This window comes from Ruegeria sp. ANG-S4 (assembly GCF_000814005.1).
GTDB lineage: Bacteria > Pseudomonadota > Alphaproteobacteria > Rhodobacterales > Rhodobacteraceae > Ruegeria.
The window spans coordinates 159,744-175,227 of the sequence record NZ_JWLK01000005.1; the positions used below are offsets into that span (position 1 = coordinate 159,744).

Annotated in this window: 18 protein-coding genes; 6 read left to right on the forward strand and 12 right to left on the reverse strand. The window is 58.7% G+C overall.

Annotated elements, in window-relative coordinates; translation table 11 throughout:
- Positions 1-19: 19 nt before the first annotated feature.
- From RA28_RS13805 to RA28_RS13815, 3 genes are read left to right on the forward strand one after another with little or no spacing between them, the layout of a single operon-like run.
- On the forward strand, positions 20-364 hold the full coding sequence (locus tag RA28_RS13805; protein WP_039529929.1) for a hypothetical protein: 345 nt from the start codon (positions 20-22) through the stop codon (positions 362-364).
- A complete protein-coding gene (locus tag RA28_RS13810) occupies positions 342-2,741 on the forward strand; it encodes a baseplate megatron protein TIM-barrel domain-containing protein (protein WP_241481143.1) in 2,400 nt (799 codons plus the stop codon). The genes RA28_RS13805 and RA28_RS13810 overlap by 23 nt, the downstream gene beginning before the upstream one ends.
- A 6-nt stretch (positions 2,742-2,747) precedes the next feature.
- Positions 2,748-3,044, forward strand: a complete 297-nt coding sequence (locus tag RA28_RS13815; protein WP_039529931.1) for a DUF7742 family protein — start codon at positions 2,748-2,750, stop codon at positions 3,042-3,044.
- Here the strand turns inward: RA28_RS13815 and RA28_RS13820 are convergent.
- Positions 3,025-3,363: a TraR/DksA family transcriptional regulator gene (locus tag RA28_RS13820; RefSeq protein ID WP_039529934.1), complete on the reverse strand. Its 339-nt coding sequence runs from the start codon at positions 3,361-3,363 to the stop codon at positions 3,025-3,027. The genes RA28_RS13815 and RA28_RS13820 overlap by 20 nt on opposite strands.
- 86 nt (positions 3,364-3,449) lie before the next feature.
- Between RA28_RS13820 and cysE the strand changes: the two genes are divergently transcribed.
- Positions 3,450-4,259, forward strand: a complete 810-nt coding sequence (gene cysE / locus RA28_RS13825) for a serine O-acetyltransferase (protein WP_039529936.1) — start codon at positions 3,450-3,452, stop codon at positions 4,257-4,259.
- 70 nt (positions 4,260-4,329) lie between these two features.
- Here the strand turns inward: cysE and RA28_RS13830 are convergent, their stop codons facing one another.
- From RA28_RS13830 to RA28_RS13855, 6 genes are all read right to left on the reverse strand, one after another.
- Positions 4,330-5,640, reverse strand: coding sequence for a pyruvate dehydrogenase complex dihydrolipoamide acetyltransferase (locus RA28_RS13830; RefSeq protein ID WP_039529939.1), 1,311 nt, complete (start codon positions 5,638-5,640; stop codon positions 4,330-4,332).
- Between the two features lies 1 nt (position 5,641).
- Positions 5,642-5,902 (reverse strand): hypothetical protein, encoded by a 261-nt coding sequence (locus RA28_RS13835; protein WP_039529942.1) that lies wholly within the window; start codon positions 5,900-5,902, stop codon positions 5,642-5,644.
- 4 nt (positions 5,903-5,906) lie between these two features.
- A complete protein-coding gene (locus RA28_RS13840) occupies positions 5,907-7,274 on the reverse strand; it encodes a pyruvate dehydrogenase complex E1 component subunit beta (protein WP_039529945.1) in 1,368 nt (455 codons plus the stop codon).
- A gap of 15 nt (positions 7,275-7,289) precedes the next feature.
- Positions 7,290-8,279, reverse strand: a complete 990-nt coding sequence (gene pdhA / locus RA28_RS13845; RefSeq protein ID WP_039529948.1) for a pyruvate dehydrogenase (acetyl-transferring) E1 component subunit alpha — start codon at positions 8,277-8,279, stop codon at positions 7,290-7,292.
- 180 nt (positions 8,280-8,459) lie between these two features.
- The gene (locus RA28_RS13850) at positions 8,460-8,759 is read right to left on the reverse strand and encodes an FtsB family cell division protein (protein WP_039529951.1); all 300 of its coding nucleotides are present in this window, start codon (positions 8,757-8,759) and stop codon (positions 8,460-8,462) included.
- Between the two features lie 154 nt (positions 8,760-8,913).
- A complete protein-coding gene (locus tag RA28_RS13855) occupies positions 8,914-10,104 on the reverse strand; it encodes a phosphoglycerate kinase (RefSeq protein ID WP_039529954.1) in 1,191 nt (396 codons plus the stop codon).
- Between the two features lie 133 nt (positions 10,105-10,237).
- Between RA28_RS13855 and RA28_RS13860 the strand changes: the two genes are divergently transcribed.
- Complete coding sequence (locus tag RA28_RS13860; protein ID WP_039529957.1) at positions 10,238-10,744, forward strand: peptidylprolyl isomerase; 507 nt, start codon at positions 10,238-10,240, stop codon at positions 10,742-10,744.
- Positions 10,737-11,285, forward strand: coding sequence for a peptidylprolyl isomerase (locus RA28_RS13865; RefSeq protein ID WP_039529960.1), 549 nt, complete (start codon positions 10,737-10,739; stop codon positions 11,283-11,285). The genes RA28_RS13860 and RA28_RS13865 overlap by 8 nt, the downstream gene beginning before the upstream one ends.
- Before the next feature lie 46 nt (positions 11,286-11,331).
- On the opposite strand, the gene aqpZ is transcribed toward RA28_RS13865, so the two are convergent.
- The 5 genes from aqpZ to RA28_RS13890 form a co-directional block, all read right to left on the reverse strand.
- The gene (aqpZ, locus tag RA28_RS13870; protein ID WP_039529963.1) at positions 11,332-12,021 is read right to left on the reverse strand and encodes an aquaporin Z; all 690 of its coding nucleotides are present in this window, start codon (positions 12,019-12,021) and stop codon (positions 11,332-11,334) included.
- Between the two features lie 142 nt (positions 12,022-12,163).
- On the reverse strand, positions 12,164-12,595 hold the full coding sequence (locus tag RA28_RS13875) for a hypothetical protein (protein ID WP_193747409.1): 432 nt from the start codon (positions 12,593-12,595) through the stop codon (positions 12,164-12,166).
- Between the two features lie 105 nt (positions 12,596-12,700).
- Positions 12,701-13,480 carry a HalD/BesD family halogenase gene (locus RA28_RS13880; protein WP_039529969.1) on the reverse strand — a complete coding sequence of 260 codons (780 nt, stop codon included), beginning with the start codon at positions 13,478-13,480 and terminating at the stop codon, positions 12,701-12,703.
- 127 nt (positions 13,481-13,607) lie between these two features.
- A complete protein-coding gene (locus tag RA28_RS13885) occupies positions 13,608-14,108 on the reverse strand; it encodes a bactofilin family protein (protein WP_039529970.1) in 501 nt (166 codons plus the stop codon).
- A complete protein-coding gene (locus tag RA28_RS13890) occupies positions 14,098-15,423 on the reverse strand; it encodes a M23 family metallopeptidase (RefSeq protein ID WP_039529973.1) in 1,326 nt (441 codons plus the stop codon). Before RA28_RS13890 ends, RA28_RS13885 begins: the two co-directional genes overlap by 11 nt.
- Positions 15,424-15,484: the final 61 nt, after the last annotated feature.

The following is a 15,484-nucleotide window of genomic DNA, read 5'->3' on the forward strand; positions in this document are numbered from 1 at the left end:
ATGAGGTCAAAAAGCAAACATGACTTTGATTACCCCGGAAGAGCGGATTTCTCAGACGGCTGACTTGTTGCAGTCCCTTGAAAGGTCCATTCGCGATCTGCGCCAAGCAGCAGAAGAACTGCGCCAGCAGATCGGAGCCGGGGAGGATGCAGATCTTGCCGGAACGGGCAAGCAACTGGGTCAGCTAGAGGGGCTGATCCGAAGTTGTCAGAAAGTGGAGACAAGCTTTGTCGAACAACATCACAGACAAGCCGGTATCGCCCAAGGGGGCTATGCGCTCGACCTTGATCGGGCACGATCTGAGATCGGGTGCAGGTTGGCTCGCCTCCGCGCCTGCTGCGGTGCAAGACAGATTTCTGAGTGAGATCGGGGAGGGGGGGCTGTGTGCCCTCCCTTTCCTGTTTGAGTTCTGGGCGTTGCCGCATCAGTTACCGCCCGAGGGCGACTGGCGGTCGTGGGTGATCATGGGCGGACGCGGCGCGGGCAAGACGCGGGCCGGGGCCGAGTGGGTGCGACAGGTGGTCGAGGGGTCGAAGCCGCTGGACAAGGGCGAGGCGAGCCGCGTGGCGTTGGTCGGGGAGACCTTTGATCAGGTACGCGATGTGATGATCTTTGGCGACAGCGGGATATTGCAGTGTTCGCCGCCGGATCGTCGGCCAGTTTGGAAGGCGTCGGAACGCAAGCTGGTTTGGCCCAACGGTGCCGAGGCGCAGGCGTTTTCGGCCCATGACTCCGAGGGGTTGCGCGGGCCGCAGTTTGACGCGGCCTGGGTGGATGAACTGGGCTGCGCAGCCATCGAAAAGGGTACAAATCAGCCGAACAAATTTCTGGACCCGAAATCGTCGGAATCGAAATTGCCCAAATATTCCAACGGACAGCGGGACGATTTCATTCAGGTTCAATACCTGAAAGCGATGTTGGGTTACTGGGAGGAGCCGGGCAACAATCCGGTATCAGAGATTTACGGCGGTCCCATGATCGATATGGCCAACGCCTATGTCTGGGCCTGGGATGCAAGGCCATATCCGACATTTCCAAACCTGCGGTCTCAGTGGACAGATGGTGCAAATTATTCGCGGGGTCACTGGTTGAACGGGCGGTCGGGTTCCCGCACGCTGGCTTCGGTTGTGACGGAAATCTGCCTGCGCGCCGGCGTTACGGATATTGACGTCACCGCACTTTATGGTGTCGTCCGTGGTTATGCGATCGAAGACGTCATGGATGCACGTCAGGCGTTGCAGCCGTTGATGCTGCGCTATGGGTTTGATGCAATCGAAAGGGATGGCAAGCTTGTTTTCCGCTCTCGCGATGGTCGGAAACCAATCGACGTCGATCCGGAGCGGATTGCAATCACCTCGGACGTAGATGGCGCAGTGGAGTACCGACGCGAGGCCGAGGCGGAAATGACAGGCCGGGTGCGGCTGCGCTTTGTGCAGTCAGACGCCGACCATGACATTATCGCGGAGGAGGCCGTGCTGCCCGACGACCGCACCCACGCGGTATCGGTCAGTGAAATGCCATTGTCCATGACTCGCGCCGAGGGTCGCCAAACCGTCGAACGCTGGCTCAGCGAGTCACGCGTGTCGCGCGAAAGCGCACGCTTTGGGCTGCCACCTTCAATGCTGCACCTTGGCGCAGGGGATGTTGTCCGTCTTGCAGGAAAAGACCAATTCCCCGGTGCGCAGTTTCGGATTGATCGGATGGAACAGGCTGATCTGCAGATTGTGGACGCGATCCGGATCGAACCCGGTGTATATGCGCCAGCCGAGATTGACGATGATGCGACAACAACGAAACCCTTTATCGCACCAGCGCCAGTACTGCCCGTTTTCATGGATCTGCCACTCATAACCGGCACGGAAACAGCACATGCGCCGTACCTAGCAGTGACTGCCGATCCTTGGCCGGGCAGCGTGAGTGTCTATTCAGCCGCGCAAGATGAGGATTATGCCCTTCGTCAGCTGGTCTTGGATGCGGCGGTGGTCGGGTTTACCGAAACACCGATGTGGCGCGCGAGCCCGGGGATCTGGGATGAGGGCCAAACGCTGCGGGTCAATTTGATTCAGGGGATGCTGGAATCGAGACCGAGGGCTGCCTTGCTCAACGGTGCCAATCTGGCTGCGATCGGCGACGGAACGCCCGGAAACTGGGAGGTCTTTCAGTTCGCAAACGCGGAATTAACCGCATCCGGCGTCTATACTCTGTCAGGTCGTCTGCGCGGGCAATTGGGGACCGATACGCTGATGCCGGAGGTCTGGCCCGAAGGCTCGGTCTTTGTTCTGTTGGATGATCGAGTGTCGCAGGTCAACCTGCTGCGCAGCGAAAGGCGCGTATCCAAACACTACCGCATAGGTCCGGCGGCGCGTGATTACGATGATCAATCCTATGATCATCAGATTCATGCGTTTGAAGGCAATGGCCTTCGGCCTTATGCACCGGTGCACTTGCGAGTGACCTCCGAAAACGGCGCTGACGTGTTCAGTTGGGTGCGACGCACGCGCATCGACGGCGACGACTGGAGTGGATTGGATGTTCCGTTAGGAGAAGAAAGCGAGTCCTATCTTGTGCGAATCCGTGTTGACGGGTCCATTCAGCGTGAAACCACCATGTCAGCTTCGGATTGGACGTACACGGCCACGATGAAAGCGACGGATGGCATCGATGGGCCTTATACGCTCGAAGTCGCACAGGTTTCCGCCGTTTTCGGCCCCGGGTCTTACGCCTCCGTGACGGTAGGCTGACCGCCAATGCGGCCGGTTTTGCACGGAGATGTGAGCTCCGCGGCTAGGGCATTGATGTCCGCGCCGCGGAATGCCCGCGCCGCGCTTTGCGCAAGGATGTTGGCCGAAGCGGAAATTGCGCATCGGCATGTGACGAAAACGGGTCGATTGCACCCTGTGCATGGAAATGGGTCGCTTATGACCGTCGCTCGTAACCGCCCCCTGATGGATGAGCCGAGCTTTGACGATTTGGAATATTGTAATTGTTTTGAGGTGGTTATTCAGCAATTGATCCGATTTCAGATCAGCCAGAGGCGCAACTGACGCATTTACTGGCAGCCAAATCCAACTCCAGTCGACCGTGCGCAATCGGTTCGCCGCAATCCTCGCAATACCCATACTCGCCCTCGCGCATGCGGGCGAGTGCAGCCTGCAGGCGGCGCGCCTCCAAGTCGCGCCGCGCTTGCTGTGCTTTGGCCATCGCCTGATTTTGCAACGCGTCCATCCGGCTCAGGCGACCGACGGCTTGCTGGTCCAGTTCGACAACCGACTGCGCTTCATGCCCGGCTTCGGATGCATCCTTTAGCGCGATCAAACGGGTCCGGATCAGGCGTTCGAAATACTGCAGTTCTTCAGCGTTCATTTTTTGTTGCAATTCTCATCAAGGGTTTGCGTTTGGCCTTTTTGGTCCTAAGTGGCTATCTTAGGCGTAGCGGAGGATGAAAAGCCATGTTTGAAACGCGCAGCCACGTGACCAACGTCGACCCGGTTTGGGATCGGATCACCGCCGAAGCCCATGCTGCGGTTGAAAAAGAGCCCCTTATGGGTGGTCTTGTACATGCTTGTATCCTGCATCATCGTAGCCTGGAGCGGGCGCTGTCGTACCGCATCGCAGCCAAGCTATGCTCAAACGAAATGTCCATGATGGTATTGCGAGAGATCGTGGACGAGGCTTATGCAGAGGACCGCAGCCTGATCGAAGCGGCACGCGCCGATCTTATGGCGGTGTATGAACGTGACCCGGCCTGCCACCGTCTGTTGCAGCCGGTGCTGTATTTCAAGGGCTATCAGGCCATGCAAGCCTATCGCGTCGGACATTGGCTGTGGCGCAAAGGGCGGCACGATCTGGCGTATTTTGTTCAGATGCGCTCATCCGAGATTTTCGGGATCGACATTCACCCTGCGGCCAAGATCGGCAAAGGGATCATGATCGACCACGCCCATTCCATCGTGATCGGCGAAACCGCCGTGGTCGGCGACAACGTATCGATGCTGCATTCGGTGACGCTGGGCGGAACCGGCAAGGAAGAGGAACAGCGCCACCCGACGATTGGGGATGGCGTTCTGATCGGAGCCGGGGCCAAGGTGCTGGGCAACATCGAAGTGGGTCATTGCAGCCGCATTGCGGCAGGTTCGGTTGTTCTGCAAGAGGTTCCGGCCTGCAAGACCGTGGCCGGGATTCCGGCCAAGATCGTGGGCGAGGCCGGCTGCGACCAGCCTTCAATCTCGATGGATCACATGCTGGGGAAAGACCAGTAGATTCCGCGATAGATTAAGAAAAAGGCCGCCTGAATTTGGGCGGCCTTGTTTTTGGTTTATGGTCGGCTGATCAGGCGAGCATAACCATTGGGTTTTCGAGATTGTCCACGATGGCTTGCATCAACTGTGCGCCTAACGCGCCGTCGATGACCCGGTGATCAACGGACATGGTGACTGACATGACCGTTGCAACCGTCAACTCGCCATCGTCGCCAACAACTGGCTTTTTCAGGCCCGTTCCAACGGCAAGGATGCCAGCATGGGGCGGGTTCACGATGGCGTCGAAATTGTCGATGCCGAACATGCCAAGGTTCGAGACCGCGAAGGTGCCGCCCTGATATTCATGCGGGGCCAGCTTGCGTTCGCGCGCGCGACCGGCGAGGTCTTTCATCTCGGTCGAGAGTGCCGAGAGCGATTTGGTGTCGGCGTCCTGCAGGACCGGTGTGAACAAGCCGCCCTCGATGGCCACCGCGACGGCCACGTCCGAGGGTTTCAGTTGCAGGACCCGGTCGCCCGCCCAGACGGCATTGCATTCGGGAACCTGTTGCAACGCATTGGCGACGGCCTTGATGATGAAGTCATTGACGCTGAGCTTCACGCCCCGGCTTTCCAACTGCTTGTTCAACTGGCTGCGGAACTTGAGCAACGCATCGAGCTTGATGTCACGGCGCAGGTAGAAATGCGGGATGGTCTGCTTGGCCTCGGACAGACGCGCGGCAATGGTTTTGCGCATACCGTCGAGCTTGATTTCCTCGTATTCGCGGCCTTCGTACATTTTCGCAACAGCATCGGCCGATGGGCCTGCCGGGGCTGCAGCCGGTGCCGCGGCGGTCGCCGCCGGTGCGGATGCCGCTGCGGGGGCTTTTGCCGTGGCCCCTTCGACGTCAACCTTGATGATACGGCCATGCGGGCCGGACCCGCTGATCTGTGTCAGATCCAGACCTTTCTGCGCGGCGATGCGGCGGGCCAGTGGCGAGGCGAAAATGCGGCCTCCATCAGCTTTGGCCGGAGCCGCCGGGGCGGGGGCAGGGGCGGCCGCCTCGGGTGCCGCGGGCGCAGCAGCCTCGTTGCCCGCGGCGGCTGCCGGGGCAGCCGCAGGAGCTGCGGCGGGTGTGGCCGCGATATCATCCGCGCTTTCCCCGTCTTCCAGCAGAACCGCGATGGCGGTGTTGACCTTGACCCCCTCGGTGCCTTCGGGGATCAGGATCTTGCCGACAGTGCCTTCGTCAACGGCCTCGAACTCCATCGTGGCCTTGTCGGTTTCAATCTCTGCCAGCAGGTCACCGGAGGAGACGGTATCACCCTCTTTGACGAGCCATTTTGCAAGGGTGCCTTCCTCCATCGTTGGGGACAGGGCGGGCATCAGGATTTCGGTGGGCATCTCAGCGCTCCTCAATCAGAGTAATTTGGTCAAAAGGCGCCTTGGGACGCCCGGTGCCGCGTGCGAGTGTCGCAATCGCAGCCTCGATTTTTTCTTTGTTTTCAGCCATCCAGACATAGGCGGTCTGATGGGAAGGGCGCGCGCCGATCAACCGCATGTCCGCCGCCAGACGTTCGGGCACAAGCGCCCGGACGGTCCGGTCATCGAGATCAATCTCGACACGGTAACACTCGGTTGCTGGATCGCGGCCCCTGATCTCCATCGTCTTACCGGTACGTCACCTGTTTGACCGCCGCGATCACCTCGTCTGTTGTGATCAACGCCAGTTTTTCAAGGTTGGCGGCGTAAGGCATCGGAACGTCCTTGCCGGTGCAGTTGATCACCGGGGCGTCGAGATAGTCGAACGCCTCTTGCATGACCACGGATGAGATATAGCTGCCGACAGACCCCTGCGGCCAGCCTTCTTCGACGGTCACCAGACGATTGGTTTTCATCACCGAATTGATGATCGCGCCGGTGTCCATCGGGCGGATGGTGCGCAGGTCGATCACCTCGGCGTTGATGCCTTCCTCGGCCAGTTTGTCGGCCGCTTCGAGCGCGAATTGCATCGAGATGCCAAAGCTGACGATGGTCACGTCCGAGCCTTCGCGCCAAATGCGTGCCTTGCCAAGCGGAACGGTCAGATTATCCACTTGCGGCACGTCGAAGGAACGACCGTAGAGGATCTCGTTTTCAAGGAAAACGACCGGGTTGGGGTCGCGGATGGCTGATTTCAGCAGTCCTTTGGCATCGGCTGCTGAATAGGGCATCACGACCTTCAGGCCGGGGACCTGCATGTACCATGCGGCGTAATCCTGGCTGTGCTGGGCCGCAACGCGGGCGGCGGCACCATTAGGGCCACGGAACACGATGGGGCAGCCCATCTGACCGCCGGACATATAGAGTGTCTTGGCGGCGGAGTTGATGATCTGGTCAATCGCTTGCATGGCGAAGTTGAAGGTCATGAACTCGACAATCGGTTTCAATCCGCCAAAGGCCGAACCGACCGCGATGCCGGTAAAGCCATGCTCGGTGATCGGCGTGTCGATCACACGCTTGGGACCAAACTCATCCAGCAAACCCTGAGAGATCTTGTAGGCGCCCTGATATTCGGCGACTTCTTCGCCCATCAGGAAAACGTCGCCATCGTTGCGCATCTCTTCGGCCATTGCGTCGCGCAATGCCTCGCGGACAGTTTCAGTTTTCATTTCCGCATCTGCGGGCCAGTCAGGGGAATGATCCACCACGGGTGCAGCAGGTGCGGTGGCGACAGGAGCGGGGGCCTCAGCCGCCGTCGGGGCAGGCTCGACCACCGCTGCGGGTGCAGCAGTGGGCAGGGCAGAGGCGTCCTCGCCTTCTTCAACGAGAATTGCGATGGGCGTATTGACCTTGACGCCTTCGGTGCCCTCGTCAATCAGGATCTTGCCGACGATACCTTCGTCAACGGCTTCAAACTCCATCGTCGCCTTGTCGGTTTCGATCTCGGCCATGATATCGCCCGAGGAAACGGTGTCACCTTCCTTGACCAGCCACTTGGCCAGCGTGCCTTCTTCCATCGTGGGCGAAAGGGCGGGCATGAGAATTTCGGTTGCCATGTCTTAATCGTCCTCTCAGGCGTAAATATCGGTCCAGAGCTCTTCTTCGGAAGGCTCGGGGCTTTCTTTCGAGAATTCGGCGGCCTGATTGACGATCTCTTTGATTTCCTTGTCGATCGCCTTCAGGTCATCCTCGGTCGCGTGTTTGCCGGTCAGCAAGAGCTCGCGCACATGTTCGATCGGATCGCTTTGTTCGCGAACCTTCTGAACCTCTTCGCGGGTGCGGTACTTGGCCGGATCGGACATCGAGTGGCCGCGATAGCGGTAAGTTTTCACCTCAAGAATATAGGGTCCTTTGCCAGACCGGCAGTGGGCAACGGCCTTTTCTCCGGCGGCTTTGACCGCCAGAACGTCCATACCGTCGACGATTTCGCCGGGAATGCCAAACGCCTCGCCACGATGATAGATGTCCTTGGTCGAGGTCGAGCGTTCCTGCGAAGTGCCCATGGCGTACTGGTTGTTTTCGATCACAAAGACAACCGGCAGATCCCAGAGGGCGGCCATGTTGAAGGTCTCGTAAACCTGACCCTGGTTGGCCGCACCATCGCCGAAATAGGTGAAGGTGACGCCACCGTTTTCCTTGTACTTGTCGGCGAAGGCCAGACCCGCGCCCAGCGGCACCTGCGCCCCGACGATGCCGTGGCCGCCGTAGAAGTGCTTCTCTTTCGAGAACATGTGCATCGAGCCGCCCTTGCCTTTGGACAGGCCGCCGATGCGACCGGTCAGTTCGGCCATAACGCCACCCGGTTCCATCCCGCAGGCCAGCATATGACCGTGATCGCGGTATGAGGTGATGCGCTTGTCACCATCCTTGGCCGCAGCCTCAAGCCCGACAACAACCGCTTCCTGACCGATGTAAAGGTGGCAGAAACCGCCGATCAGACCCATCCCATAAAGCTGGCCCGCCTTTTCCTCGAATCGGCGGATCAGCAGCATCTCGCGGTAATAGGTGGTAAGCTCTTCCGCAGAAACATTTGGTTTCTTTGTGGTTTTTCGCGCAGCCATTGTGGCGACCTCCCCCTTTCGGCAAGATAGTTTAGCGTTAAACTATCTCATAAAGCATTTCGCGCGATCTGGCGAGAGCAAATGTGACGCGGGGGCAACACGCGCAGAATATGGGGACGACAATGGAAGACTGTTTCGACGCGCGTCCGCCTTGCGCATTGATGGCGGGGGAGGGCTGCCTTAGCGAATGACGATTTCGTCCGCTCGGATCATACCCAAAACGGACCGCGCCTGCTGATCCAGAAGGTCAAGGTCCAGATATGTGTCAGAAAGGCGGCGGGTCAGGTTTTCCATTTTGGAAATTTCCGCATTCAATTCTGCCAGGTCGCGTGACAGAGCATCCCGTTCCGCTGCAATCTCGACCCTGCGAAAAAGGCCATAGTCGCCCTGAACGGCAGCAAAGGTGAAGTACACACCCAGCATGAAAGCCACCGTGAAGAAAACGACTGCGCCCAAACCGGGCCGATGGGAACGGGACACTCTGTTTACCGCCGTATGAAACTTGCCTCAAAAACGCGCCCTTTTCGGACGTCTCCCGGCACTATGTCACAGCCGATTCGGGATGTGAATCCCCCGATTCGCAAAAACATCTTTGGCGAGTCTGAAAAATTACAACGGCTTAACCGGGGCGTTGCTATTGCTCGAGGGCGGCCACGCCTGGCAGCGTTTTACCTTCCATCCACTCAAGGAATGCGCCACCCGCGGTCGAGATGTATGAAAAGTCGTGTGCCGCACCCGAGGCATTCAGTGCCGCAACCGTGTCGCCCCCGCCCGCGACCGAGATCAACTGCCCGGACCGGGTCAGCGCTGCAGCTTTCATGGCTGCGGCGTTGGTGGCCGTGTCGAACGGTTCCATCTCGAACGCACCCAGTGGACCGTTCCAGATCAGCGTCTTGCTTTGAGAAAAAATGTCCGAAATTGCCGCGACACTGTCTGGTCCGGCGTCAAGGATCATGCTGTTTTCGGGGCACTGGTCCGCCGGCAAAACCTGACTGGGCGCATTCGCCTCGAATTTCTCTGCCACAACAATGTCGGTGGGCAATATGATCTTGCACCCCGTGCTGTCAGCCTTTTTCATGATTTCGGATGCGGTGTCCTTCATCTCGCGCTCGGCCAGGGATTTGCCGACGCCGATGCCCTTGGCCACCAAAAACGTATTCGCCATTCCGCCACCGATCACAAGATAGTCCACCTTTTCGATCAGGTTGCCCAAGAGATCCAGCTTGGTCGAAACCTTCGCGCCGCCGACAACCGCTGTTACCGGACGTTTCGGTGCGCCTAACGCGCCCTCCAACGCTTCCAACTCAGCCTGCATCAAGCGCCCGGCGAAAGCGGGAAGAAGCCGTGCGATCGCCTCGGTCGAGCTGTGCGCCCGATGCGCGGCAGAAAACGCATCGTTGCAATACACATCACCCAGACGTGCCATACCCGCCGCGAGATCGGCGTCGTTTTTGGTCTCACCGGCATGGAAACGGGTGTTTTCCAGCAGCAATACCTGACCGGATTGAAGCGCCTGCGCGGCAAGTTCCGCTTCGCTGCCGACGCAATCGGCTGCAAACAGAACGTCTGCCTCAAAGGCCGTTTCCAGCGTTGGGATCAGTTGCTTCAGCGACAGATTTTCGCGACGTTCGCCACCAGGGCGTCCGAAATGCGCCAAAAGGATCGGTTTGCCGCCCGCGTTCAGAATGTCGCGAACAGTGGGCACGATGCGTTCGATACGGGTGGCGTCCGTGACGACACCATCAACAACCGGCACATTGATATCAACGCGCACCAAAACGCGTTTGCCGTTCAGGTCCATGTCGTCCAGCGTTTTCCAACCCATCGTGCAATCCCCAGAAATTGAATTCGGTTTAGGCGGTTCTTTTCCTGCATTTTGCCCTCAGGTCAATGCGTCACTTGGCTTTCGCGTGCCTGCATCATAGGTATTTGCGCAAGATAAACGACAGGAGGGCCTCATGGCCGAGATCAAAGACCCCGAAAACACCATCATCATCGAGCTGAAGGACGGTAATGTCGTCATCGAGCTTCTGCCGGACGTGGCCCCTCAGCATTCGGCCCGGATGAAAGAACTGGCCCGCGGTGGCGAATATGACAACGTGGCCTTTCACCGGGTGATCGACGGTTTCATGGCGCAGACCGGCGACGTACAGCACGGCGATATGGAAGACGGGTTCAACCTGCGAATGGCGGGTACAGGTGGTTCGTCGCTGCCGAACGTCCCTGCGGAATTCTCGAAACTGCCCCACGACCGGGGGACTCTGGGTGCCGCGCGCTCTGCCAACCCGGACTCGGCCAATTCGCAGTTCTTTATCAACTTCAAGGACAACCATTTTCTGAACGGCCAATACACGGTGTATGGCCGCGTGATCGACGGGATGGAGCATGTGGACGCAATCGTTCGTGGTGAACCGCCTGCGAGCCCGGACCGTATGATCAGCGTCAGGGTGGCAGCAGATGCATAAGCTGGCCGCTGTATTCGCTCTGATGGCAAGCCCCGCGCTTGCCACCGGGCTTGAGATCGAGATCGAAGGCGAGGGTGCCAATGGGACCGTCACAGTCGATCTGTTTGATGACCTTGCTCCCAAGCATGTAGAGCAGATAGCTGCGCTGGCGGCTGCAGGTCAGTATGATGGCGTGGTGTTCCACCGCGTGATCGACGGCTTTATGGCGCAGACCGGAGACGTCGAGCACGGCCGGCTGGGCGCGGATCTACGTCGGGCCGGAACCGGCGGTTCGGACCGTCCCGATCTGCCTGCCGAGTTTTCGGACTACAACTTTGATCGGGGTGTCGTCGGTATGGCACGGGCGCAAGACCCGAACAGCGCCAATTCGCAATTCTTCATCATGTTCGAGCCGGGGCCGTTCCTGAACGGCCAGTATACAGTCGTTGGTCAGGTCACCGGCGGGATGGACGTCGTTGACGCCATCAAACGCGGCGATGGGCCGAACGGTGCCGTGATCGGCCAACCGGACTCGATGAAAAAGGTCACCGTGACCGAGTAATGCACTCCGACCCGGTGCCGGTTTCGGCACCGGGCTTACACTGCGCTTAATCGTCTGGTGACATGACCTTCCAGATGATCGCGCCAAGCGCGCCACCAATCAGCGGCGCGACCCAGAACAGCCACAACTGGGCAAGCGCGGGGCCATCCGCGAACAACGCGACACCGGTCGAACGCGCGGGGTTGACCGAGGTGTTCGTCACCGGGATCGAGATCAGGTGGATCAGCGTCAGGGCCAAACCAATGGCGATTGGTGCAAACCCTGCCGGGGCACCGTCGGACGTGACCCCAAGAATGATCAGAATGAAGAACGCCGTCAGCACGATCTCGATTATCAAGGCGGACATCAGCGAATATCCCTCGGGCGAGGCGTCACCGTAGCCATTCGATGCAAATCCGCCGACACCCTCAAACCCGGGAGCGCCGCTGACGATCATGTAGAGAACCAGCGCCGCGACGATTGCACCGACCACCTGCGCGATCCAATAGGGCAGCAGATCCTTGGCAGGAAAGCGCCCGCCGATCATCAAACCCAGGCTCACCGCCGGGTTGAAATGGCCGCCCGAGATATGGCCGACGGTATAGGCCATGGTCAGAACGGTCAGGCCGAAAGCGAACGAAACGCCCAACCAGCCGATGCCCACATCTGCAACACCCGCCGCCAGAACCGCGCTGCCACAGCCGCCCAGAACCAACCAGAAGGTGCCAAAGAATTCAGCCATGAGTTTTGATGACATGAAAAGTCCTCCAGAAAACAATGCCTTTCACTGTAATTCAAAAAGAGCGTTTTGTGAAACTGTTGGGCACAGCGGCAGATCCCGCAGTCATGGCGCGGGGTAAAAGCGACCTTGGATCTGGGCAAGTGGGTCGTTTGTTCGGCTATTGTTTGGCGTCTTTTTTGACCAGTTGCGCCGCAAAGGCGACACCCGTTCCCGGCCCCGCATATGTCACCATGATCACATCATCCAGATAGACGCCGTGAAAGATACCGGCAGACACGTCGTCACCCGAAATCCCGGCCTCGGCCAGGACAAATCGCGTTGGTTCATCCAGGCTGAACGTTCCCATGGCCTCTTCCACCACCCAGTCGGTGTCGCCGATCCGCCGCCAGCGATTGGTTGCAGTGATCAGGTTGCCGTCAAGCTTGGTGATCTCGAGTTCCATTTCGGTTTTCAGCAGGCCCTTTGCGTGGTTTGGGTTCGATTTCGCAAAGCCAACCAGATAGGTCCCGGTCCATGTTCCGACGATTTGGGGGAACCCGCTGCCTTCGTTCGCATCGGCGGGCGCGGCAATCGCAAGCGTCACGGTCATGGCAAGGCCAAGGAAAAACGTTTTTATCATTGCAAAGGTCTCCGGTGGAAAAGTGGTCCTTTTCCACGCTAACCGAGTGATCCGGTTTCGCAAGCTTTGCGTGTGTCAGCCTGTCCGGCCGTAAAACGTCATACGGGCGCTCTCGGACAAGGCGATGCCCGGTTCGGTGTTGTAGGCCAAAACGGCAAGGATGCGTGTCCTGTCGCCTTGATTTGGCGTTACCCGGTGCATCGAATTTCGTCCCCGAAAGAACACCAAGGTACCTGCCTGCGCGTCCAGCGTACTGACCTGGGTTTTCCCGTCCAGAATATCATCAACCGCAGCGTAATTCATCTCTCCTGCATCCGCATCTCTGACATCTTTGACGTACTCGAACGCGCCGCCGCGTTCGGGGGCCTGTACCATCAACGTGATCGCGAAGGATGAATTGTCGAAATGCCACCCAAGCTCTTGTCCTGTTTTGGCAAAGTGCAGGTTAATGGACGAAAGCGGGTCGGCGTATTCATACAGGCGACTTTCACCCAGGACATCACACAGAAATTCGCGAAACGCCGCTGAATTATACAGCGTGCGCAAGGCCGAGTTTTGAGGCACCTGATCGTCTGTCAAACATCCTTTCGATGACTGCACGAGCCGATTGCGCGCGTGATCCGGCGGCAGTCGCGAGTCCCGCGGGCTGAGGTAAACTGTGTGGTTTTCTGTTTTGGCGTAAACACGGTCTTCGTTCGCCATGCCTTCTGCCTGTATCGCGGCGATGGCGGGGGGCAAGACGAACCCTGGCATTTCAAGCAGCCCGTCGCGATCAATCTTTTGTCTGCAGGCATCGCGAAAATCCGGATCGGTGATCGGATACGCGTTCAGGTCGACGATTTCATGAAATTCCATCGATGCCCTCATCATCCAGAAATGCCTTAAAACATCACTGTATCGCACCATTTCTGCTTGGAAAGTCAAAATAGAAAACGCCGCGAGAAACCTCGCGGCGCTTCATCACTTTGCTTGCGCGGTCGACTTACTGTTTGACCTCTGCTGCCGGATTGGCACCTGACTTGGCGCTGCGTCCGGGATTCAGAGGGTCATCCTGACGCTGAACCGAGCCTTCAAAATGCGCGCCGCTTTCGATCGCGATGGTCTTGTGGATGATGTCGCCTTCGACACGGGCTGTCGACGTCAGGCGCACTTTCAGACCGCGAACGCGGCCAACGATTCGGCCGTTGATGACAACGTCATCAGCCGTGACCTCGCCCTTGATGGTTGCGGTTTCACCGATGGTCAGCAGATGCGCGCGGATGTCGCCTTCGACAGTGCCCTCAACCTGAATGTCGCCAGAGGTCTTGAGGTTGCCTGTGATGTGCAGGTCCGACGACAGGACCGAGGCTGGCGGCTTGGGTTTTGGGGCCGTGCTTGCCTTTGTTTCGGTCGGCGACGGGGATGCCGGTGTCGCCGGTGCAGCCGGTTTTGTTGCCTCAGCCTCTTTGGATCCGGGCTCGTTAATTTTGCTCTTAGAAAACATTTCTCGCAGCCTTGATATAGGTCATAGGGTTCACGGGTTTACCGTTTACGCGCACCTCATAGTGCAGATGCGTGCCGGTCGACCGTCCGGTGCTACCCATATCAGCAATATGATCCCCACGCGAGACTCTTTGTCCCTTTTTCACGCGGTTCTTCGTGTTGTGAGCGTAGACCGTTTCGATGCCAAACGCGTGCTGAATTGTCACCACGCGCCCGTAGCCTGACTTCCACCCCTCGAACGTGACGACACCATCTGCGGTTGCATAGATATCGGTTCCGCGTGCCCCGGCAAAATCAACGCCGCTGTGCATGCGCCGACCGCCGGTGAACGGGTCGCGTCGAAAGCCGAAACCGGATGTCATGCGCACTGCCGACTTCGTTGGATTGGCAAAGGGCGCCTGTTCCGCGGCGATGCGGTACATGTTCAGCTGGTCCATCTGTTCCAGCAGGATGTTCGCGCGGATCTGGTCGGGGGTCAGTTCCTCACCGCGCGTGCTGAAGGACAAAGGGGTCAGCGGACCGCCCATACCGCTGTATCCGCGCCGCACTTCGTCAATGATGCGGTCCGTGGGCATTCCAGCCTTGCGGAACATCTTGTCCAGTGGCTCGACCGAGATCACCATGGCTTCTTCAAGCTGACGGAAAATCTCGTCGCTGCGCTCCTGCATAAGGCGGATTTCCAACTCAAGCTCGTCGCGCTGATCCAATGCGCCTTTGGCGTCGGCCGCAATCTGGTCGCGTTCCTGCGCAGTGCGGGCCAAAGCATCGGTCATGAACGCCATCTGCGCGGGGTTTGCGGATGCCGCTACGTGAGGCGCGTCGCCTTCCGATGTTTTCTGCAATTCGGCCAGTTCGGTTTTGGCGGCTTCACGCTGTTTCATCGTGGCCCGCAGCGTGGTTTGAATAACCTCAATTCCGGTTTCAAGTTCGCGGCGGCGGTTTTCTGATTTCAACAATTCCGATTGCATCGCCGAAACCTGTTCCAGCGCGGCGCTGAACCGCTCGTGAGCGGCCAATGCTTCGGCAGCGCGGGCATCGCGTTCCGCAGACAGGATGTTCAGGCGTTCCTGATAGGTCGCCTGATCCCGCTTGGCCTGTTCACGGAAATTACCTGATCCGATGCTGTCCATCAGCAGGATGGCCGTGGCGACGGCGGTCCAACCGACCATGACGGCGACACCAGCCACGGCTGCAACCTGCGTTTCCGAGCTCAGTCGGATAAACCGCGTATCGTTGTCGGATTTCAAAAAGACCCGGCGTTCAGGAAAGTGCCGCTCGAGCAGTGAGTGTAGTTTGATTGCCAGACGTGTTCGCACGCGTCGTACCTCAATTGTCCCCATATGCGAGGCAGGTTGTGAGTGAGTAGCCGCCTCTTGG